At 65.4% G+C, this 19,579-nt stretch carries 19 protein-coding genes; 11 read left to right on the top strand and 8 right to left on the bottom strand.

The features are described 5' to 3' along the window. Positions 1-34: 34 nt before the first annotated feature. On the top strand, positions 35-1,762 hold the full coding sequence (locus NY78_RS12715; RefSeq protein WP_043636542.1) for an SGNH/GDSL hydrolase family protein: 1,728 nt from the start codon (positions 35-37) through the stop codon (positions 1,760-1,762). Here the strand turns inward: NY78_RS12715 and NY78_RS12710 are convergent. From NY78_RS12710 to NY78_RS12700, 3 genes are all read right to left on the bottom strand, one after another. Beyond that, positions 1,759-2,622, bottom strand: coding sequence for a DNA polymerase III subunit delta' (locus NY78_RS12710; protein ID WP_043636539.1), 864 nt, complete (start codon positions 2,620-2,622; stop codon positions 1,759-1,761). The two genes, NY78_RS12715 and NY78_RS12710, sit on opposite strands and share 4 nt — an antisense overlap. Positions 2,623-2,858: 236 nt before the next feature. Continuing rightward, positions 2,859-4,172 (bottom strand): adenylosuccinate synthase, encoded by a 1,314-nt coding sequence (locus tag NY78_RS12705; RefSeq protein WP_043636537.1) that lies wholly within the window; start codon positions 4,170-4,172, stop codon positions 2,859-2,861. Between the two features lies 1 nt (position 4,173). Beyond that, positions 4,174-4,524, bottom strand: a complete 351-nt coding sequence (locus NY78_RS12700) for a hypothetical protein (protein ID WP_043636534.1) — start codon at positions 4,522-4,524, stop codon at positions 4,174-4,176. Positions 4,525-4,674: 150 nt separating this feature from the next. Between NY78_RS12700 and NY78_RS12695 the strand changes: the two genes are divergently transcribed. The 4 genes from NY78_RS12695 (at position 4,675) to NY78_RS12680 (ending at position 9,898) form a co-directional block, all read left to right on the top strand. Then, the gene (locus NY78_RS12695; protein WP_043636532.1) at positions 4,675-5,952 is read left to right on the top strand and encodes an IMP cyclohydrolase; all 1,278 of its coding nucleotides are present in this window, start codon (positions 4,675-4,677) and stop codon (positions 5,950-5,952) included. Positions 5,953-6,138: 186 nt separating this feature from the next. After that, positions 6,139-8,250, top strand: coding sequence for a ribonuclease catalytic domain-containing protein (locus NY78_RS12690; RefSeq protein WP_043636529.1), 2,112 nt, complete (start codon positions 6,139-6,141; stop codon positions 8,248-8,250). Between the two features lie 28 nt (positions 8,251-8,278). Continuing rightward, a complete protein-coding gene (gene plsY, locus NY78_RS12685) occupies positions 8,279-8,881 on the top strand; it encodes a glycerol-3-phosphate 1-O-acyltransferase PlsY (protein WP_043636527.1) in 603 nt (200 codons plus the stop codon). A 3-nt stretch (positions 8,882-8,884) separates the two neighbouring features. After that, positions 8,885-9,898, top strand: coding sequence for an SGNH/GDSL hydrolase family protein (locus tag NY78_RS12680; RefSeq protein ID WP_043636524.1), 1,014 nt, complete (start codon positions 8,885-8,887; stop codon positions 9,896-9,898). Between the two features lie 80 nt (positions 9,899-9,978). Here NY78_RS12680 and NY78_RS12675 read toward each other — a convergent pair whose 3' ends face one another. From NY78_RS12675 to NY78_RS12665, 3 genes are read right to left on the bottom strand one after another with little or no spacing between them, the layout of a single operon-like run. Continuing rightward, positions 9,979-12,942, bottom strand: a complete 2,964-nt coding sequence (locus NY78_RS12675; protein WP_043636522.1) for a PAS domain S-box protein — start codon at positions 12,940-12,942, stop codon at positions 9,979-9,981. A gap of 59 nt (positions 12,943-13,001) precedes the next feature. Further along, positions 13,002-13,559: a tetratricopeptide repeat protein gene (locus NY78_RS12670; RefSeq protein ID WP_043636519.1), complete on the bottom strand. Its 558-nt coding sequence runs from the start codon at positions 13,557-13,559 to the stop codon at positions 13,002-13,004. Positions 13,560-13,572: 13 nt separating this feature from the next. After that, a complete protein-coding gene (locus NY78_RS12665) occupies positions 13,573-14,838 on the bottom strand; it encodes an HDOD domain-containing protein (protein WP_043636516.1) in 1,266 nt (421 codons plus the stop codon). A 524-nt stretch (positions 14,839-15,362) separates the two neighbouring features. Here NY78_RS12665 and NY78_RS12660 point away from each other — a divergent pair. Together NY78_RS12660 and NY78_RS12655 are read left to right on the top strand one after the other, a co-directional pair. Continuing rightward, the gene (locus NY78_RS12660; RefSeq protein ID WP_231583989.1) at positions 15,363-15,554 is read left to right on the top strand and encodes a hypothetical protein; all 192 of its coding nucleotides are present in this window, start codon (positions 15,363-15,365) and stop codon (positions 15,552-15,554) included. Beyond that, positions 15,551-15,925, top strand: a complete 375-nt coding sequence (locus tag NY78_RS12655) for a hypothetical protein (RefSeq protein ID WP_043636512.1) — start codon at positions 15,551-15,553, stop codon at positions 15,923-15,925. The genes NY78_RS12660 and NY78_RS12655 overlap by 4 nt, the downstream gene beginning before the upstream one ends. A gap of 29 nt (positions 15,926-15,954) precedes the next feature. On the opposite strand, the gene NY78_RS12650 is transcribed toward NY78_RS12655, so the two are convergent. Together NY78_RS12650 and NY78_RS12645 are read right to left on the bottom strand one after the other, a co-directional pair. Next, positions 15,955-16,170 carry a hypothetical protein gene (locus tag NY78_RS12650; RefSeq protein WP_043636509.1) on the bottom strand — a complete coding sequence of 72 codons (216 nt, stop codon included), beginning with the start codon at positions 16,168-16,170 and terminating at the stop codon, positions 15,955-15,957. Between the two features lie 95 nt (positions 16,171-16,265). Next, positions 16,266-16,460: a hypothetical protein gene (locus NY78_RS12645; RefSeq protein WP_043636506.1), complete on the bottom strand. Its 195-nt coding sequence runs from the start codon at positions 16,458-16,460 to the stop codon at positions 16,266-16,268. Between the two features lie 136 nt (positions 16,461-16,596). Between NY78_RS12645 and NY78_RS12640 the strand changes: the two genes are divergently transcribed. The 4 genes from NY78_RS12640 (at position 16,597) to NY78_RS12625 (ending at position 19,578) form a co-directional block, all read left to right on the top strand. Beyond that, complete coding sequence (locus NY78_RS12640) at positions 16,597-17,724, top strand: glycosyltransferase (protein ID WP_043636504.1); 1,128 nt, start codon at positions 16,597-16,599, stop codon at positions 17,722-17,724. Continuing rightward, positions 17,721-18,842: a glycosyltransferase family 4 protein gene (locus tag NY78_RS12635; protein ID WP_043636503.1), complete on the top strand. Its 1,122-nt coding sequence runs from the start codon at positions 17,721-17,723 to the stop codon at positions 18,840-18,842. The genes NY78_RS12640 and NY78_RS12635 overlap by 4 nt, the downstream gene beginning before the upstream one ends. A gap of 140 nt (positions 18,843-18,982) precedes the next feature. After that, a complete protein-coding gene (locus NY78_RS12630; RefSeq protein WP_043636501.1) occupies positions 18,983-19,255 on the top strand; it encodes a hypothetical protein in 273 nt (90 codons plus the stop codon). After that, entirely contained in the window at positions 19,246-19,578 is a 333-nt protein-coding gene (locus NY78_RS12625; protein ID WP_043636498.1) for a hypothetical protein, read from the top strand. Before NY78_RS12630 ends, NY78_RS12625 begins: the two co-directional genes overlap by 10 nt. Position 19,579 lies beyond the last annotated feature (1 nt).

Here is a 19,579-nt window from a genome sequence, read left to right as displayed (position 1 = left end):
GCTGTTTGCACCCGGGCCGGGTATCCCGCTTCCAATGATTACCCGCCCCGCCGCAGGCGGCCTCAGACGGCTGACCGTTTTGGCCGGCATTGCCGTCTTTCTCGCCTGTATAAGCGTCCATCTGGCTACCCGGGCCTTCTGGCGCATCACGGATACCGCCCCGCCGATCCAGGCGGAACCCCGCGCCTACAACAATGTAGCCGGCGACCTCGAACCGCGCCTGGACACCGTCTCCCGGGAAATTCCGAATCTGCCCTACGCCGTGTCCACCGATGCCCAGGGGTTTCGCAGCAGCGGTCCCCGGCCGGCTGCCGATTCCAGGCCTGCGCTGCGCGTCCTGTGCCTCGGCGATTCCTTCACCTATGGCGTCGGCGTCAATGACGAGCAAACCTATCCGGCCCTGCTCCAAATCTACCTCCAAGAACGATTCCCGGACCGGAGCGTGGAAGTCATCAACGCCGGCATTCCGTTTTACGACATCTTTGACGAGCTTTCCTACTACCGGGACAAAGGCCGCTATCTGGCTGCCGACGTGGTGGTGCTCCAGTTTTACAGCAACGACCTCGAAGCCATGGCCGGATCTTTTTTTCGCCAGGATCTCAAGGTCCGCCAGGGCGGCCTGTACAATGCCTTCGATCAGAGCATCGGTCGGGAAGCCGTGGAACGACGCCTCAATACCTGGCTCGACAGCCAGTTTCCCGGTTTGAGAAGGCTTGGGTCGGTCCCGGCCCGAAGCGTCGGCTCGGGACCGGCCCGGTCCGACCCGTTTCGCGCCTTTCGCCTGCAGGCCTCGGGGATGGAAAAAGAACTGCTCAACGACAAGTCTGCCCTTCTATCCGCGGCCAGTGTTCCGGCCATGGGTCGCTTCTGGAAGAATTACCGGCAGGCGTTGGCCATGCTGCGAAACGAAGTGGGCGACAGCGGCGCAGCCTTCCTCCTTGTCCTGGCCCCGGATATGGACCAAGTGCGCGAGGATAAAAATGCCCCGGCCGCCGCCCTGGTTCCTTTTTGCCGGGAAAACGCCATCCCGCTCATTGATTTGGCCAGAACGCTGCGGGCCATGTCCAATGGCAATCCGGACCGCTATTTTCTGGTTCCCCGAAACGGGCACCTCAATGCCGAGGGCAACACCATTCTGGCCAAGTCCGTGGCTGAGGCTTTTGCGCCCGATGCCGCCGTCAGGCCCGGCGGGGTTGTTGTCCGGCCCTGTGCCGTTCCCTTTGGCTACCAGAATCCCATTGCCCTGACCCTGGCCCTGGGGCCGCAAGGCATTCTGCCGGCCGGCAACGGTCCGGTGTCGGTAACCCCGATACACAATGAAAATCTGGAATTCTTTTCGGTGGATATGGCGGGCGGCAACCGTATCGACGGGCTGCGGCCGGATCTGGCCCATGGGCCGTTTGGCGAACTGCTCGTGCGCCTTGAAAGTACCGTGCCCCTGGATCAGGTGACAGTCACCCTGTTTAGCCGACTGTTTGCGCCGGCCAGCGGGTATATGGAACTGGCCTGGTCCCGCGACAACACCGTGTTTCGACAGCTGCAGTTTGCCTCGGACAAAGATCTCAAAGAGCCGGAAGGTTTTGAAGCGAGCCGCTTCAGTGAACTCGATCTGCGCACGGAGCCGGCCCGACAACTCTATCTGCGGTTGCGGCTGCGCGATCAGGCCTGGGTGTTTGCCGAATCAATAACCCCACCCTGGCGGCGCTTTGAAATCGTCTGCTACCCGACCGAAACCCCAGGGCAGGGCGCTACGGCCAACTAGCCCCGCAACCATAAATAAGCCCGGGTGGCCAGCCGGTCGAGCACCACGGCCGGATTGACCATGGCGATAAGCGCCTCCTGGCACTCGGCCAATAGCACATCCATGCGGCGCGGCACGTCCGGATCACCGCAGACCCCAAGCCGGGCCGTAAACGGCGTGTCCGTGCGCCCGGCCAGAAAGCCGGCCAGCTCACGCGACAATTCGGTCAGCACCCGTTCGGCCGTCAGCCGCGTCGGCCGGCCCTTCACCCCGGTAAACCAGCCCCGGCCCGAACGCCAGAAACCATAGAGGGCGTCCAGCACCGGCCAGGGATCGTCCTCGCCGCCGGTCGGCAACGACACCGACGCATCCGGCCAGGCCAGGGTCATCACAAACGACCGTGAGACCAATGTCGGAAACAGTCGTTCCCGCTGGGGCGACAACAACACGAAAACATTGCCCGGACGCGGCTCCTCCATGGCTTTGAGGAGCGCATTGGCCGCTTCGTCCGTCAATCCCTGGGCTTCGGCCAGGATAATCACCCGCCAGCCAGCCCCGCGCGGCGGCTCGCCCACCAGCGTGCGCACCTCGCGCATGTCCGCCACCTTGATCGTCTCCACGCCGCCGTCGAAAACCTGCAAATCCAGAAAGACCAGATCTCGGATCTGCACGCAGACCGGACAGACCCCGCACGGCGGCAAGTCGGCCCGGCAATTGAGCCGCGCCGCCAGCCACATGGCCATGGCCGAACGCTCGTTGGCTGTGCCGCCCTCCAGAATAAGCGCCTGGGGGATGGCCCGGGCCAAAGCGTCCAGGCCGGCCAGCACGTGGGACTGGCGCACAGGGACGCCAAAGGGAAACGGTCTAGCGGCGGTCGTCATCGTGGTTTGGCCTTTCGCAACGGTTGCGACAACAAGATTGGGGGCAAAAGGGGTGCCGCTGCGCCTGCCGCGACAGCGGCGTCAACATCGGCGTCCCTTCCACCCCCATCAGAGGCAGCCTTCCGCTGCCGTCCATACTTCTAGCCTGCAACTCGAGCGTTCGCCCACCCCATCCATCCGGGGGGCCGGGGGGGTGACCCCCCCGGCGGGTGCAGGGCAGCGCCCCTGGCTCCGGCTTACCCGCGAATGATCGTCTGCCGGCGGTCGGGGCCGACGGAGATGATGGAGCAGGTGGTTTTAAGCGACTGTTCGATGCGCGACACGTATTCCCGGGCGGCCAGCGGCAGGTCTTCCCAGGCAGTGATCCCGGTGATGTCTTCTTCCCAGCCGGGCATGGTTTCGTAGATCGGTTCGACGAATTCCAGCGCGCCTTCTTCCTGGGGCGGGTATTCGTAGACTTTGCCTTTGTAGCGGTAGCCGATGCAGATTTTGATTTCAAACAGGCCGCTTAAGACATCGAGCTTGGTCAGGGCGATGTCGGTCGGGCCGGACAGCCGGGCCGATTCGCGCAGGAGCACGAGGTCGAGCCAGCCGCAGCGGCGTTTGCGGCCGGTGGTGGCCCCGAATTCACCGCCCTTGGACTGGAGGTAGTCGCCGATGGTGCCGAAGAGTTCGGTGGGGAACGGGCCGGAACCGACGCGGGTGGTGTAGGCTTTGACCACGGCCACGACGCGGGAGAGCACGGCCGGGGCGCAGCCGCTGCCGGCGGCGGCCTGGCCGGAAACGGTATTGGACGAGGTCACGAAGGGGTAGGTGCCGTGGTCGATGTCGAGGTGGGTGCCTTGCGCCCCTTCAAACAGCACGTCGCCGCTGGCCAGGGTCTTCTGGATGATGGAGGACACGTCGCCAAGGTAGGGGACGAGGCGTTTGGCCACCGGGGCCAGGGCCTCGGCCACTGCGCCGGGATCAAGGGCCGGCAGTTCGTAGAGCTTGGTGAAAAGCGCGTTTTTCTCAATCAGCGCCTGGGCGATTTTTTTGGCCAGGAGGTCCGGGTCGGCAAAGTCGCCGGCGCGGATGCCGATGCGGGCCATTTTGTCTTCGTAGCAGGGACCGATGCCCCGGCCGGTGGTGCCTATTTTGGAGCCGGCCCGCAGGGTTTCGCGCGCTCCGTCGAGGAGGCGGTGATACGGCATGATGACGTGGGTCTTTTTGGAGATGACCAGGCGTTCGGGCGAAACATCAATGCCTTTTTTGGCCAGAGTGTCCATTTCCTGGCACAGCACTTCGGGGTCGAGCACGACGCCGTTGCCGATCAGGCAGGCCTTGCCCTGGTGGAGGATGCCGGAGGGGAGCAGGTGCAGGACGGTTTTCTCGCCGCCGACGACCAGGGTATGGCCGGCGTTGTTGCCGCCCTGGAAGCGGACCACGGCTTTGGCCGATTCGGTCAGCAGATCGACGATTTTGCCTTTGCCTTCGTCGCCCCATTGCGCGCCGTGGATGACGATGCCGTGCCCGGCCCCAGGGGCCTGCGATTTGGGAAATTCGGCCATGTTATGATTCTCCTCCATCTTTGGGACGAAACGCCAGGACTTTGCCCTGGTGTTGGCGTTTGGCTCCGGCTTTTTTGCCGGCCGGCGGCGCGGCGCTGATGTCCGGCGCAGCAGCAACCGGCAAAGGGGCGGCTGGTTCCCCTGGCTGGCGGCCTTGTGCCCAGTGATGATTGAACAATTGGTTTTTAAAACGCATTCCCTGGATCATGGCCAGGACCAGGACGGCTTCTTCCCAGCGTTGGGACGGTTCGAAATGTTCGACCGTTTCGGAATACTTGTCCCAAAGCGCCATGAGCGACGCTTCGTCAAAGGCCCGAAGCTGCTTGGCCATCTTGAGCAACACCTGTTCCACGACAACTCCCTTGCCCGGAAAAACTGCGGCGTCATGCGCCGCGGACAGGCCTTGTTAGCAGAATTGGACCGGGCTTCCAAATGCAATTTGCCCCTGTGCCCCGCCTGTGCTAGGCACGCTTGCACGTATGCGACAAGGAGCGGTCTAGCCATGAGCGACCTCAAAAAAATGTACACCACCATGGTGGAGGATCCTTTCCCGTCTGAATTGGTCATTCGCCTGGGCGATGCCGAGATGGCCTTTGCCAAGCGCACCTGGACCATCGACGGCCAGGAGAAGGGCCTGCGCTACGGGGAAAACCCGGACCAGCCTGCCGCGCTGTATGCGCCGGTTTCCGGCCGGCTGAATCTGGGCGGCGTGGAATTTCGGGGTCCTGGCGACGGGCTGGTGTGTGCGGCCACGGAGGAGCATCTGCTCCAGTCCGGCAAACATCCCGGCAAGACCAATCTCACCGACGTGGACAACGGCGTCAACATTCTCCAGTACCTGACCGCCAAGCCGGCCGCCGTTATCCTCAAACACAACAATCCCTGCGGCGCAGCCTGGTCCGATGCCGGCCTTGCCGCCGCGTTTACGGCCGCTTTTGCGTCCGACCGCATTGCCGCCTTTGGCGGGGCCATCGTGGTCAACCGCACCCTGGACGTGGCCACGGCCGAACAGATAAACGCCGTCTATTTCGAAGTGGTGGCCGCCCCGGACTATGAGCCGGAGGCGCTGGCCATCCTCAAGTCCAAAAAGAACCTGCGCATTTTCAAGCTGCCGGGCCTTGCCCAGCTGGAAAAACTGGTGGGACAGCCCTATCTGGATATGAAATCCCTGGCCGACGGCGGGCTGGTCGTCCAGTTTTCCTTTCGAAACCGCATCTTATCGGTGGACGATTTCCTGCCGGCCGAGGCCACGGACAAGGCCGGGACCTCGGTTGTGGCCCGCGCGCCGTCGAAGCAGGAGGCCGAGGATCTGCTCTTTGCCTGGGCCATCGAAGCCGGGGTCACCTCCAACTCGGTGATCTTTGTCCGCAACGGGGCCACGGTGGCCATCGGCACGGGCGAACAGGACCGGGTCGGGGTGGTGGAGCTGACCATTTTCAAGGCCAAGACCAAGTACGCCGACGGGCTGGCCTTTGCCGCCCACAAACTGTCGCTGTATGAGCTGACCCAGAAGGCCGCCGCCGACCCCGAGGCCAAGGTCAGCCTGGATGAAATCAAGGCCCGCACCGAGGCCACCTGTGGCGGACTGGCCGGTTCGGTGGTGGTGTCCGACGGCTTTTTCCCCTTCCGTGACGGCGTGGACCTGTGCATCGCGGCCGGGGTCACGGCCATTGCCCAGCCCGGCGGCTCCATCCGCGACACGGAAGTCATCGCCGCCTGCAACGAGGCCACGCCCCAAGTGGCCATGGTCTTTACCGGCCAGCGGTCGTTTCGACATTAAAGAAAAAGAAAAGGCAGAAGATGCCTCCGGCGGCCGGGAGGGGGTAACCCCCTCCCGGACCCTCCCTCTATAATAATTTTTCCCGTTGCAGGGGTCCGGGGGGATCATCCCCCCGCCGCCGGAGGCATCTTGTTCTCATACTCCGGCGGCGGCGGCGGCCTTGGGCGCGAAGCAGAAGGACTATAAATGGCGTTGGAACGGTATGCCGGACCGGGGTGTCTGGTGGAGTTCATGCAGGGTAACCAGAGCCAGGTGGCCTGGGTGCTGGAGGAATCTTCGGGTCGGCTTCGGGTCTACACGCTCACCCACCGCGAGGAGAAGATGGCGGCCTCGCGGGTGTTGCCGTGGATGGGGCCGCGCTATGACGGGGCCAGGGACAGAAGCGAAATTTCCGAGATCCTGGCCAGCCATCAGGCGCGGCGCGAGGCCGCGGCCAAGGCCATTGAGCCGCTGGAACTGTGGGAGTTGGCTCAGGGCGAGGTGCGCGAGGAGTCGGCCGAGTGGTTTGCCGGCCTGGTCGGCGAAACGCCGGACGTGGACGCCGTGGCGGCCATGGGCCGGGCGCTACTCGGCTGCAAGACCCATTTCAAGTTCCATCCGCCCAAGTTCGAGGTCTACTCGGCCGAGGTGGTCGAGCGCCGGCTGACCGAGGCGGCGGCGGCCGAGGAGCGCGAAAAGGTTGTCGTGGCCGGCCAGACCTTTTTCAAGGAACTCTGGCAGGGCTGGGCGTCGGCCGACCGCAAGAAAGGCGCGGCCCTGGCTGCCAAGCTCGATCCCGAAGCCGCGACCAGGCTGGCCGATCTGCTGCGCCGGCTCATTGCCGACGCCGACGACCAGGAGGTGTCCACCCTGTGGGCCATGCTGCGAAAGGGCCTGCCCGAGCATCCCTTCCTGCCGCTCATTCTGGCCGGCCAGTGGGGCATCGTCTCGCCACACCACAACTACCATCTCGATCAGGCCGACTACGATGCCGGCGACAGCTGGTGGCAGCCCTATGCCGACGAGATCGAAGCCCGACGCCAGGGGCTGGCCGCCCTGACCCGGGAGCCGGAGCCGATTCCCTTTGTCAGCATCGATTCCCCCACCACCCGGGACATTGATGATGCCTTTTTCGCCGAGGTACTGCCCGACGGCAACATCCGCCTGTGTCTGGCCCTGGCCGATCCGGCCCTGGATTGGGAGTTTGGCGGTCCGCTGGATACGGCCGTGGCCCACCGGGCCTCAAGCCTGTATCTGCCCGAGGGCGTCAGCCACATGCTGCCCGAGTCCCTTGGCACCGACCTCTACAGCCTGCGGGCCGGCGAGGTCCGGCCCTCGCTTCTGATGGAATGGGAGTTTGCCGCCGACGGCGCAGTCAACGGTTTTGCCATGCGCAAGACCTTTGTCCGGGTGGCGGAAAACACCTGCTACGCCGTGGTTGAGGCGGCCCTGGACCGGGGCGATGCGCCGGCCCATATCGTCCTGGGGGCGCGGTTGGCGGCCATGCTGCGCCAGCAGCGCCTGGATCGGGGCGCGGTCATTATCGAACGGCCCGAGCCGGAGATCATCCTGACCGGGTTTCCGGACGCCGCCCAGGTGGATATGGCCGTTTGCCCGAGCTATCCCAAGGCCCAGTTGCTGGTCAGCGAGTTTATGATCCTCGGCAACACCGCTGCCGCCGAGTACGCCGTCTCCCATGGCGCGGCCATGCTCTTCCGCACCCAGGACGCACAGTTGCCGCCGGAAGTCCGGGGCGTGCACAGCGATCCGCCGGCCATCCAGCGGGCGGTGCGCGAGCTGCCGCCGACGCTCACCGAGCCGGACCCAAGGCCCCACGCCACCCTGGCTGCGGCGGCCTATGCGCCGGTGACCTCGCCGCTTCGCCGCTACGGCGATCTGATCAATCTGGCCCAGCTCGAATGGCTGCTGCGCACCGGCGCGCCGCGCTGGAGCCGGGGGGAGCTTGAGGCCCGGCTGCCCCAGCTCTCGGCCCGCATCGAGGCCGTGGGCCGGGTCCAGCGTTTCCGGCCGCGCTACTGGAAGCTCCTGTTCCTGCAGCGCACCTGCAAGGAACGCACGTTTGAGGGCGTGGTGGTGGACAGCAACGGCGCGTTTGTCTCCCTGTCCCTGCCGGATATGCAGATCTATGTCCGGGCCACCCGGGACACGCTGGGCGATACGATTTACATCGGCCAGCGGTATGCGCTACGTTTGGGCAGGATTGATCCGCTGACCAATGAACTGCGGGTGTTTGGCGCGGAAGAAATTCCAGCCAGCCTGCCGGATGAACAGCTCTTTACGGAGGCCGGCGCGTCCTGACCCGGGCAGCCGGCAAAGCGAGTGTACCATGGCCTCTCTTGGTTTTATCCTGTTGACCTATCTGGTGGCCGCCTTTCCTTTTGGTTTGCTCGTGGCCCTGGTGGGCTGCGGCATTGACCCCAGGCTGGCCGGCAGTCGCAACACCGGAGCCACCAACGTGTCGCGGCTGTGCGGCACCAAGCTCGGCGTCCTGACCCTGCTGCTCGATCTGGCCAAGGGACTCGTGCCGGTCCTGTGCGCCCGGGCCATGTCCGATTCGCCGGTCTTCGTCTCCCTGGTCCTGGTGGCGGCCGTGGTCGGGCACATGTTTTCGGTGTTCCTGTACGGCAAGGGCGGCAAGGGCGTGGCCACCACCATTGGCGTCTTTTTGGGCGCGGCTCCGGTCGTGGCCTTGCTGGCCGTGGCTGCCTGCGTGGCCGTCATCTGGCTGTCGGGCTACGTCTCGGCCGGTTCCCTGGTCCTGGCTGTGGCTGTGCCGGTCCTGTGCGCCGTCCTTGGCCCGGTCCCCCTGGTCCCGGCCGCCGGGGTTGTGGCGGCGCTCATTATTTACAAGCACCGCGACAACATCGCCCGGCTGCGGGCCGGCCAGGAAAAATCCTGGCGCAAGGACCGCGCCAAGGCAGCCGGCTGAGCCATGCTGCACCTGCTGTACGTTTTCCTGGGACTGGTCGCGCTCAATGTGCTGGCCGGACTTTTTCTGTCCCGGCTGCGCCGGGGGCGGGGGCGCTCGACCGGCATGGGGGTGCTCGTGGCTGTGGACGCCGTGGTGGTGGTCCTGTTGCTGCTCGAAGTCTTCATGGCCTTTTTCTTTGTCCAATCCGACGGCTTCAATATTACCATGTCCAGTCGCCAGTGGTTTGCCCACTACTGGCAGCCAATCAATTCTCTGGGCTATCGGGACGTGGAACCGGCCCCCCGGTCGGGCAATGAAAAAATTGTGGCGGTCCTGGGTGATTCCTTTGTGGCTGGCCATGGCATCAACCGGGCCGAGGACCGTTTTGCCAATGGGCTCGGCCAGCGCCTCGGGGCGGGCTGGCGGGTGGTCAACATCGCCAAGATCGGTTGGGACACGGTGGATGAATACGAGGCCCTGGCCGCCTATCCGGTGACCCCGGACGTGGTGGTCTTGGCCTATTTCGTCAACGACATCTACCGGGCGGCCGAGAAAAACGGGCATCCCCTGACCTTTGCCGTGCAGTTTCCCCAGGGCCGGGCGCTCAACTATCTGGTCGATCATTTCGCGCTGGCCAACTTCGCCTATTGGCGGCTGGCCCGGGTGGGCAATGTGGACGACGCGGCCAAGGGATTCTGGCAGCGTCTGCGCGATGCCTATGCCGATCCCACGGTCTTTGCCGCTCATGCCGGGGAACTCGACGCCATTGTCAACTGGTGCCGGGAGCGCCGCATCCGCTTGGTGGCGCTTATTATCCCCAGCCTGTCCGACGTGGCCGGCAGCGCGCCCATGACCGCCCGGGTGGCGGCGTATTTCGCCGAGCGCAACATTGAAACCCTGGATATGACCCCGATGCTGATCGGTAAAAACCCGGCGGATCTGGTGGTCAACGGCGTGGACAGCCACGCCAATGTCCGGCTCAACGCCGAAATGGCCGAGATGCTCTCCCGGGCCATTGCCCCGCCGGCGAACTGAAGGTTTCGCTTGCGGACGTGAAAAAGCCCGGCTGTGCTGTTGCGAGCCGGGCTTTTTGCATGGCCTGCGCCGCGCAAGCGTCAGGCGTCGGCTTCGGGCTGGCGCGCCCAGCCGGGCAGCGGCCGGGGGTCGGCTTCGCATAAGGTGAGCAGCATCCGACCATCGCCCAGGGCCACGGACTTGAACTCGATCCAGCGCGACCGGCCGTCGCCGCAGCGCACGGGGTAGATCCGATGGCAGTTCCGGCCCTGGACGGTCAGCCAGTCGGCCGCCACCCGGGCGCGCAGGGACTCGTCCGGGTAGGCCTTTGGCAACCAGGCGGCAAGATCGGGGATATCTTCCAGAGTGTAGCCGACCAGATCAATGAAATACTGGTTGAGAAACACCACGCCGCCATCGGCCGAGGCAAGCAAGGCGGCATAGGGGACATGGGCCAGGATGGCCTTCAGGGTGTCGCGCTCGTTCTTGATGGCCTGTTCCAGGTTGTTGTGGTCCGTGATGTCCAGCGACATGCCGCAGATGGCATAGGGTTCGCCTCGTTCGTCCTTGAGCGGCACCTTGGTGGTGAGAAACCGGCGGACCTGCCCCTTGGCCAGCACATCCTCTTCAAACGTGTCGGCCCGGCCTGATTCGAGTACCCGGCGGTCGTCCTCGGCGATGCGGGCGGCCACCTCCGGCTCGTGGATGGAGCCGGGGGCCTGCCCGACGACCCCGGCCGCCGGTCGGCCGAAGGCCTCTTCCACGGCCCGGTTGATCATGATGCAGTGGCCGGCGGTATCCTTGAAATAGATGGCGCAGGGGACGTGATCGAGGATGGAGCGCAGCTGTTCCGAGGTCCGATGCAGGTTTTCGCGCATCCGGGCCATGGCTGTAATCTCCTCGGCGTGGAGGATCACCGTGTCTGGCGAAACGAACACAAAGGTCATATCGAACAGGCCGACCTCGCACGCGCCGGGCGGCCGCAGGCTCAGGCGGCGGCGGTCGGTGCGCCGGCTCTCGAAGGCGTTCCACAGGGCCAGATAGACATCCGGGGCCTCTTCGAACATGGCTTCGGCCGAAGCTCCGAGGCTGGCCCCGATGCGGCCCCGGAACAGGGCTTCGGCCGCCTTGTTGGCGTTGGTGAGGATGAGTTGGCGGTCCTCAAGGGCGAAGGTGAAGGAGGGCAGGGGGAAGTTTTGCAGATGGGTCTTGAGGCGTTCCTCGCTGGCCACCAGTTCTGCCTCGACCCGTTTGCGCTCGGTGATGTCTTCAACGAACCCTTCAACCACGCGTTCGCCGTTCTCGTCAGTGGCCAAGCGGGCGTGGAGCCTGCCGATAATGCGGGTGCCGTCCTTGCAGACGTAGGTATTATCGAAGTTGAGCAGCCCATGGCCATCGGCCAGCCGCTCCACAATCTCCTGCCGGCGCTGCGGGGCCTCAAATCCCAGGGCAACATTATGGCCGATGTGTTCGATCAGTTCCTTGGGCGTGTCGTAGCCGAGCATCCGGGCCATGGCCGGATTGGCCGCCAGGATGCGGCCGTCGACGGTCGTGCGAAAAACCCCCAGCACGGCATCGTCGATGAGGCGCTGGTAGCGGGCTTCGGAGGCGGCCAGGGCCTTGGCGGTGTCGTGCCAGTCGGTGACGTCGCGCCCGACGGCGCAAAATCCGATGACGTTCCCGTTCGCATCATGCAGCGGGCTGCGGGACAGAAGCAGGCGGCGGGTGATGCCGTCGCGGGTGACGATGGCCATGGGCCGTGTGGCCAAAAGCGGCACCGCCTGGGTCATGACGGCCTGATCGTCGCGTTCGACCGCCAAGGCGGTGTCCGGGGCAAAGACATCGTTTCGGCGCAAACCGACGAGCAAGGCCGGATCGCTGTCGTAGGGCGGCCCCATGGCGCGGGCCATGGCGCTATTGGCCCGCAGAATACGGCCCTCGGCGGAAACGAAGGTGATGGCATCCAGGCTGGCGTCCAGAACGGCCTGGAGCATGCTTGCATTTGTGGCGCTGCATTCCCGGCGGACCGCTTCGAGGGCGGCCTGGGCGGTACGTTCGCCGGTGACGTCGCAGCCGTAGAGGTTGACCTGCCCTTGGGCGGGCAGGGGGACGGCGGTTATGCGAAGGACGGCCTCGGCCACGGGCAGCTCGAACACCCGGGGCGCGGCGCTGTCCAGAGCGGCCTGGACTTCGGCCAGGAGCAGCGATCCCACGGACTCGCCTACGGCCAGACCGGCCGCGTTGAGCAGGGCGGCGCTGGCCTGGTTGGCGTAGGCCAGCCGGCCGTCTTTGCCCACGCGCAGCACCGGGTGGGGATTGTCCTCGGGAAATTGGGCCACCGAGCGCAGGTCGAGCAGGGCCTGGCGCTCGGTGGTGACGTCCTGCACCGTGCCGTGGATGCGCCACACGCGTCCCGAAGCGTCGTATTCGCACCGGGCCACGGCCTTGGCATGGCGCCAGCAGCCGTCGCTATGCCGGAAACGGTAGGTGTAATGGACAGGTTCGCCCCCGGCCGCCAGTCTGGCCCGGACGCCAAGGACCGCCGGCTGGTCTTCGGGATGGACCAGGGCCAGAAATTGGTCAAAGTCCGGGGTGGGGCTGCCCGGCGGCAGGCCGAAGATGCGGAAAAATTCCTCGCTCCAAAAGTCTTCATTGGCGACCAGATCGCGCACGAAGCTGCCGACCCGGGCCAAACGCTGGGATTCCCGGTAGGATTGCCAGAATCGGGGCGGGGTGTTGTCGGCCTGGGGACCCAGGGCACACGGTTTGGCCAGGGCGCGCACCTGGGCCAGCCGCTCCGGGGAATCCAGGAGCAGGCGGCGCACGTCGCCGGGAATCTTGCCGGCCAGGGCGAGCAAGGCGTCGGCGTCGTCCCCGAGTTCCCGGGCCAGGGCCTGGATGTGGTCCTCGGAAAGGCTCGGGGGAGCGCCGCGTTCGAGCCGGCTTAGGTACGAGGGCTGGATGCCCAGGCGTCCGGCCAGTCGGCGCAGGGTGAAGGTGTTGTCTTCGGCCAGCCGGGCCAGTCGTCTGCTGCGAATCCGTTCGCCAAAAGGGTGGGTTGCCATAACCCGTACACGATAGCGTGTACGGTACACAGGTGCAACCGGAGACCCTGGCGGGCCGGTCAGGCCGCGCCGGTTTCCGGTAAAAAGGCCATGGCCCGGGCCGAGCGCTCCAGGGTCAGGCGCAGGGGCGTCGGGTCCGTCATTTCGGCGGCGCGCAGGCGGCCGGCAATGCGCCGGGCCAGGGCGGTCAACTCCTCCAGATCCGGGGCCGTAAAATGCTCCAGGACGTCAGCCGCTTTTTCAACCTTGCCCAGGGCAATCAGGGTCAGGCCGAGTCCCAGACGGCAAAAGGCATCCGCGCCGTCGGTGAGTCGCAATCCGTGCTCAAACTCCACCCGGGCCTGGACAAGGTGGCCGGTGACGTACAGGGCATAGCCGAGTCTGGCCCGCACCGGGACATTGGACAGGTCGCCGCGCACTGATTCCCGATAGGCGGCCACGGCAGCGGGATAGTCGCCAAGCGCGTAGGCCGCGTCGCCGGCGGCGTGGGGGGCGGGGCGCGAGGCAACGGGATCGTTGCCCGGGGTGGCCGGCGGCGTCTCGGTCGGAATTTCGCGGCCAAGCAGGGCGCGAAAGAGGTGGCGACGGGGGACGACGCGGGGCTTGTCCGTGGTCATGAGGGCTCCTCGGTTACTGGGAAGGAGAGGCAGTGTCGCTCAAAAAGATGGACTCGATCTCCCGGATTCGGTCGTCGCCGGCCTGGACCACGGTTTGGAGAATGGTCTCGGGCAGGCCGAGGCTGCGCCAGGCGGCCTCGGAAACCGCCGGGGTCGGCGGTCCGGACAGGGCCGGCCAGACGCAGGCCGTGGCCAGGATGTCGGCAATATGGACCAGGGCCGTGTCCCGGGACTGGGGCAGGCCATCGGGGTGATGATGGTCGGCGGTCATGGCGATCAGGGATGGCGGGAAGTTCCAGTTGGTCAACAAGGCCCGGCCGACAGCGGCATGGTCAAACCCGAGCACGGCGATCTCGGCCTCGCTGGCCGGCAGTCCCTCAACCCGGGAGAGGAGCAGGGCCCGGCCGGCCGCAGCCGGCAGTTTGCAAAGGATCACCAGTTGGCCGATGTCGTGGAGCAGCCCGCCCACAAAGGTCCGGTTCGGGTCGGCCCCGGGCACGGATTGGGCCAGAAGCGAGGCGTAGGTGCCGCAGGCGGCGGCGTGTCGCCAGAACATGCGCATGTCGCACAACCCCGGGGCGATGTCGGAAAAGGCGGACACGGCGGCCAGCCCGGTGACCAGGGTGGTCAGTTCTTTCTGGCCGACCATGGACACGGCCCGGCCAATGGAGTCGACTGGGGTCCGGGAGGCGTACAGCGGACTGTTGACGAGCCGCAGCAGCTTGGCGGTCAGGCTCGGGTCGCGGCCGATAATGTCGGCCAACTCGCCGGACGAGGCCTTTTCCGAGTGCAGGGCCTCAAGCAGGCGTACATACACCTCGGGCAGGGTGGCCAGTTCCACCTCGCCGGAGACGAGGATGCCCGGGTCCACGGCCGAGGTGTCGAAAAGTTGGTCTTCCGGCGGCAGGCAGGTGAGGGTCGGGACGTCGGACACGGTGTCCAGGTCCAGACCTTCGGCCAAAGCCCGGGCCGCAGCGCGCCCGACCGCCAGGTCGAAGACGGCCCGGCCAAAGGGGCTTTCCAGGTCCAGGGCCTGGAAACGGGGCCGCATCAGGTCGCGGCAGCGCGCCCGGGCGATCTCCAGTCTGACGGCGGCCTCGTCGTCGCCGTCGTCGTCGCTGGCTATTTCCACGTTGCGTACGCCAAAAGCCCGCATAAGGCGCAGGTGTTCCTCAGAGAGGGTGACGCCGCCCTGGGCCAGAAGCACCCCGTCCTGACCACTGACGTCCCGGCCGACCACCATGCCGGGGGTGATATCTCCGATACTGCGTTTGACCACTGCGTGTTTGCCTCCGGTCGATCCGCCGGGCGCTTGTATGGGGCCGGGGCGGGAAATATGCATGGGACAGATTAAGATTGTAAAAAAGCTAACCGAAAGGAAAGGCGTCAGCCGGCTTTTTGCTCGGGTTTGGCGGCATTTTTTTCGGGTATCTCAGTTAACATACTATAATTACAGATAAAAAAATATTTATCCGAAATGTCTGCGCGTTGGCCCCTGTCTTGCTAAAGGAACCCCGTAAGCGGGCGGCCTTCCAAAACCCGAACCGCTTCGAATCACTGGCCGTGGCGGTCACCCCCTAGCCTCCTCCCCCAACACGCCACCACGGCCTTTTTAGGAAGCCGCTTGGGCCACTCCCTGGGCCTGGGCGGCTTCCGCTTTTTTCCCTGACCGTTTCCCACCCTTTGGACTTGATGGCCGGACAGTTCGTGATTATAGCCCGAAGACGCCGCCGTATCGGACCCCGGGTCCGGATAAGGGCGCGGGCGAATTCTTGCCCCGCCGGCGACATGCGGGAGTTGCCTTTGGAGAGTAAGGAATCCGGACCCCAGGCCTTTCTCGACTTCGTCAATCAGCGACTGGCCAAGCGTCAGCGCGAACTTGACGGAGCCGTTCGCTTTTCCAGTCATTACGCTCAGGTGGAATCCATTCTCCTGGAGCTTAAAACCGTGCGGACCAAGTTCGTGACGCTCATGCGCCGCGAGGGGCTCCTATGAACCGTTTGATGCTTCTGATGGCGGTCTTGCTGGCCGTCCTCTGGCTGGGGACGCCCTCGCCGGCTGCGGCCCAGAAGGACGCCGGCATCGTCGGCAACTGGTCGGCGACGGTCCTTGGCCAGCAGGTCACGGCCAGTTTCACCCGCAAGGACGACATGATTTTCGGCGTGATCGTCATCCCGGACATGGGCGGTACGTCCAACACCTACCATGTGGCCGGCGTGATCCTGGGGGCGGAATTCGCGGCCCAGCATGGCAGCGGCCATCTGCTGAAAGGCACGCTCACCGGGCCTGACACGGCCGAGGCCGTCTTCACCCCGAAATCCGGGCCGTCTCTGCCGCTCCATCTGACCCGTCAGCCCGGCCCGTAACCACCTCCCCGCCCTGGGGCCGGGGAGGTTCAGTTGCCGGTGTTCTTCTGGCCTATCGGGACCACCGGCACCCGTTCATCCTTGGCCCGGTCGGTCCAGGCCCGCTTGATGACCCCCACGTCTTCCTGGGGCAGGGTGGCCTCAATGGCGTCAAAGATCCGGTTGCGGATGAACACGAGGTCCTGATAACTCGGAGCCCGTTCGATCATATCCAAATAGTAGGCGATGGTATTTTCCTGTTCCATGGCGGCAAGCCTCCCGAGCGTGCCTGATTCCTGTGGCTCTGGGTGTAGCCGAGGCCGCCGGCGGGGGCAACAGCGGAATGGACAACAGGCAGGAGTTATCCCTCGGGCGGGTTGAAAAAACCGCACTTTTCACAGACAAAGCCGGCGTATTCCACGACGCCGGCTTCATTGATCCACACCTCCACCTCGTTGCGCTCGGAACAGTTGGCGCAGTAGATCAGGGCGATTTTGGTCTGTGGATCGTAGTCGCATTCCACGCCGCCAAGCATAATGGTTGTTGCATCGGCCATGACCGCCTCCTGGGCTGATGTTCTTTCCAGGGAATGTAACACTGTTTGCGTCCGGTGCAAGGTCCGGGACGGGTCGGGGATTGCCAGGGACAGCGTCCCGGGCTATCGCAGGCGGCAAAACCCGGCAGGAGCCGCCATGTCCCATCGTTCGCTTGTGTTGCACGACGCCTTCGCCTTTCCCGGCGGCGGCGAACAGGTCGCCGTCACCCTGGCCCGGGCCTTTGACGCCGATCTGATGACCGGGGTTTTCGACCAGGCGGCTTTTGCCCCGGACTATTTCGGCAGCGCCCTGCCGCAAAGCCTCGACGCCCCCGGCCGCCATCCCCTGGCTGCGCGACTGTCCGCGACCCTGGCCATGTGTCTGGCCTTTGAGCACCTCCCCCGGACGGACGTGCCCCTGGCTCTGCACAGCGGCGCCCTGACCCTCTTGGCCCATGGCCGCATCGCCGGGCCGCAAGTGCTCTATTGCCACACCCCGCCGCGCATTCTCTACGACCACCGCGATTTCTATCTGGCCCGCCAGTCGCCGCTGCGCCGGCCGGCCTACCGCCTCCTGGCCGCCCGCTACCGCCGCCGCTATGAAACGGCCATCCGGGCCATGGACGCGGTGGTGGCCAATTCCCAGACCGTGCGCCGCCGCATCCGGCAATTTCTCGGCCTTGAGGCCGAGGTGGTCCATCCGCCGGTGGCGACCGTCGCCTTTCCCAACCTCGGGCAGGAGCCGTTCTACCTGTCCACGGCCCGGGTGGATGTGCTCAAGCGGGTCGATGTGGTGGTTGAAGCCTTTGCCGCCCTGCCGGACAAGCGGTTGGTGGTGGTGTCGGGCGGCTCGGAATTGGCCCGGGTGCGGGAGCTCGCCGCCGGGCACGCCAATATCGAGATCCGGGGCTGGACCGAGGCGGCCGAGCTGCGCCGGCTGATCGGCACGGCCATCGCCACCATCTACATTCCGCGCGACGAGGATTTCGGCATCTCGCCGGTGGAGTCCATGGCCGCCGGCAAACCGGTCATTGGGGTGCGCGAGGGCGGGCTGACCGAGACGGTGGTGCACGGTGAAACCGGCATCCTGCTGCCGCCGGACCCCGGGCCGGCCGACGTGGCCCGGGCCGTGGCCGAACTGGGGCCGGACGTGGCCCTTGGGATGCGCGAGGCTTGCCAACGTCGGGCCGCCGCCTTTGACACAGCCGTTTTTATCCGCAACATGCAGGCCGTGGCTGCCCGGGTCATGGCGGGCCGCTCGCAGCCCACACCAGAGAAAAAATGAGAAAACTGCGTGTTATCGTCAACGCCGTGCCCCTGGCCACGGTCAATACCGGCATCGGCCGCTACCTGCGCTGCCTCTACGCCGCCCTGGAGCGGGCCTACGGTGACCGGCTGGACATCGCCTATTTCGACGGCCGCGCCGTCTCGGACACCCCGCCCCGGCCGCCGGAAAATCTGGCCGGCCGCTCGCACCTGACCAGCCTCTTGTGGAAGCTCCCCCCGGCCGTCGGCTTGGCCGTGCGTCTGGCCCGCCACTGGCAGCGCGAGGCCGCCTTCTATCGGGCCGCCAAGGGCTTTGACATCTATCATGAGGCCGCCTTCTTCCCCTTTCGCGTGCCGCCTGGGGTGGCCACGGTCTTTACCGTCCACGACCTGTCGCTGCTGACCATGCCCGAGCGCCATCCGGCCGAACGGGTGCGCTACTTCAACCGCTATTTCCACAAGCGCCTGCCCGGCGTGGCCCGGTATTTGGCCGTGTCCAAGTATACCAAGGCCGAGATGGTGCGGCTGCTCGATCTCGATCCGGCCCGCATCCGGGTCACCTGGAACGCGCATGAACCGGAGGTCTTCCATCCCGTGGACCTCCCCTTGCCGGCCGGCGTGCCCGAGCGCTATTTCCTCTTTGTCGGCACCAACGACCCGCGCAAGAACCTGCACGTCATCCCCAAGGCCCTGGCTGCCGCCGGCCTGTCCGTACCGCTGGTCACGGCCGGCTGGAGCGGCTGGTCCGGCGAACGCATGGAAGGCACGCCCCCCATCGAAATGGGCTACTGCGACGACGCCACCCTGGCTGCGCTGTACTCCAAGGCCCTGGCCCTGGTGTATCCCAGTATCTACGAAGGCTTCGGCCTGCCGGTGCTGGAGGCCATGGCCTGCCGCTGTCCGGTGGTGACCACGCGGCTGACCAGCCTGCCCGAAGTGGCTGGCGAGGCCGGCATCTATCTCGACGCGCCGTCCGATCCCGTGTCCATGGGCGAAACACTCGCCCGGGTGGCCGTCGACGACGCCCTGCGGGAGACGAGCGCCCGGCTGGGACTGGCCCGCTCGGCCCTGTTCTCCTGGGACGAAACCGCCCGGCGCACGCTGGAGGAGTTCGAGAAGAGCTTGGAGAGAGGGTAGATGGGGGAGAAGAGGGGAGATGCCTCCGGCGGCCGGGGGAATGATCCCCCCGGACCCCTGCAAAGGGGGAAGTTCCTCAAGGGGTTTTGTAAACAGCATTCAAGCCGGATGGGCTTGTATAGAAAGATGAGAAGGACATTATGAAAGACACGCTGGGTATCTACTACTATCCCAATCCCACGGAAAAGCGCGTGCGTATGTACGTGCGGGTGAGCTTCGGACAGGTCGAGTTTCGCCTCTGGAACAGCGAACACGCCGAGATCTGGGATCGCCACGACTGGATTCCCTACCCCGACATCGAGGCGGCGGCCGAGGAATACAAAAAGCGCGGTGCCGGCGCCGATCCGCTGGAGTTGTATGACCTGAACGTGGCCAAACGTCTGCTGGCCGACGAGGGCGTGCCATGCCCGTAGGGCCGGACATGCGCGTCTACGGCGAAGTGCGCGGCCTCACCGAGACGGCCGGGGCCGGGCTGGCCGCCGCATGCCCCTTTGAGACGGCGGACTTTGCCGACGGCGTGCTGCGCCTGGAACACGAAGGCCGCTGGGCCGATGTCGATGGCTTCATAGACGCCCTGGCCGCCGTGACTGACGCGGGCTGCCACGGCCACCTCGACGTCATCGACAACGAGGCCTGGACCATTACCCGATACATCCTGGAAGCTGGAAAAATGTCGTCGCAAACATTTGGCATCAATGATGTTTTAGAAAATACGGTGAGCGAGGGCAACATTTGAC

This window comes from Desulfovibrio sp. TomC, from assembly GCF_000801335.2.
GTDB lineage: Bacteria > Desulfobacterota > Desulfovibrionia > Desulfovibrionales > Desulfovibrionaceae > Solidesulfovibrio.
The sequence above is the reverse complement of the archived record's forward strand: the minus strand, read 5'-3'. Positions and strand labels throughout refer to the sequence as shown.

Excerpts from the sequence above, each read along its gene's own strand:
- NY78_RS12715 (WP_043636542.1), top strand. The coding sequence starts at position 35 with ATGATTACCCGCCCCGCCGCAGGCGGCCTCAGACGGCTGACCGTTTTG.
- NY78_RS12710 (WP_043636539.1), bottom strand. The coding sequence starts at position 2,622 with ATGACGACCGCCGCTAGACCGTTTCCCTTTGGCGTCCCTGTGCGCCAG.
- NY78_RS12705 (WP_043636537.1), bottom strand. The coding sequence starts at position 4,172 with ATGGCCGAATTTCCCAAATCGCAGGCCCCTGGGGCCGGGCACGGCATC.
- NY78_RS12695 (WP_043636532.1), top strand. The coding sequence starts at position 4,675 with ATGAGCGACCTCAAAAAAATGTACACCACCATGGTGGAGGATCCTTTC.
- NY78_RS12690 (WP_043636529.1), top strand. The coding sequence starts at position 6,139 with ATGGCGTTGGAACGGTATGCCGGACCGGGGTGTCTGGTGGAGTTCATG.
- plsY (WP_043636527.1), top strand. The coding sequence starts at position 8,279 with ATGGCCTCTCTTGGTTTTATCCTGTTGACCTATCTGGTGGCCGCCTTT.
- NY78_RS12680 (WP_043636524.1), top strand. The coding sequence starts at position 8,885 with ATGCTGCACCTGCTGTACGTTTTCCTGGGACTGGTCGCGCTCAATGTG.
- NY78_RS12675 (WP_043636522.1), bottom strand. The coding sequence starts at position 12,942 with ATGGCAACCCACCCTTTTGGCGAACGGATTCGCAGCAGACGACTGGCC.
- NY78_RS12670 (WP_043636519.1), bottom strand. The coding sequence starts at position 13,559 with ATGACCACGGACAAGCCCCGCGTCGTCCCCCGTCGCCACCTCTTTCGC.
- NY78_RS12655 (WP_043636512.1), top strand. The coding sequence starts at position 15,551 with ATGAACCGTTTGATGCTTCTGATGGCGGTCTTGCTGGCCGTCCTCTGG.
- NY78_RS12650 (WP_043636509.1), bottom strand. The coding sequence starts at position 16,170 with ATGGAACAGGAAAATACCATCGCCTACTATTTGGATATGATCGAACGG.
- NY78_RS12645 (WP_043636506.1), bottom strand. The coding sequence starts at position 16,460 with ATGGCCGATGCAACAACCATTATGCTTGGCGGCGTGGAATGCGACTAC.
- NY78_RS12640 (WP_043636504.1), top strand. The coding sequence starts at position 16,597 with ATGTCCCATCGTTCGCTTGTGTTGCACGACGCCTTCGCCTTTCCCGGC.
- NY78_RS12635 (WP_043636503.1), top strand. The coding sequence starts at position 17,721 with ATGAGAAAACTGCGTGTTATCGTCAACGCCGTGCCCCTGGCCACGGTC.
- NY78_RS12630 (WP_043636501.1), top strand. The coding sequence starts at position 18,983 with ATGAAAGACACGCTGGGTATCTACTACTATCCCAATCCCACGGAAAAG.
- NY78_RS12625 (WP_043636498.1), top strand. The coding sequence starts at position 19,246 with ATGCCCGTAGGGCCGGACATGCGCGTCTACGGCGAAGTGCGCGGCCTC.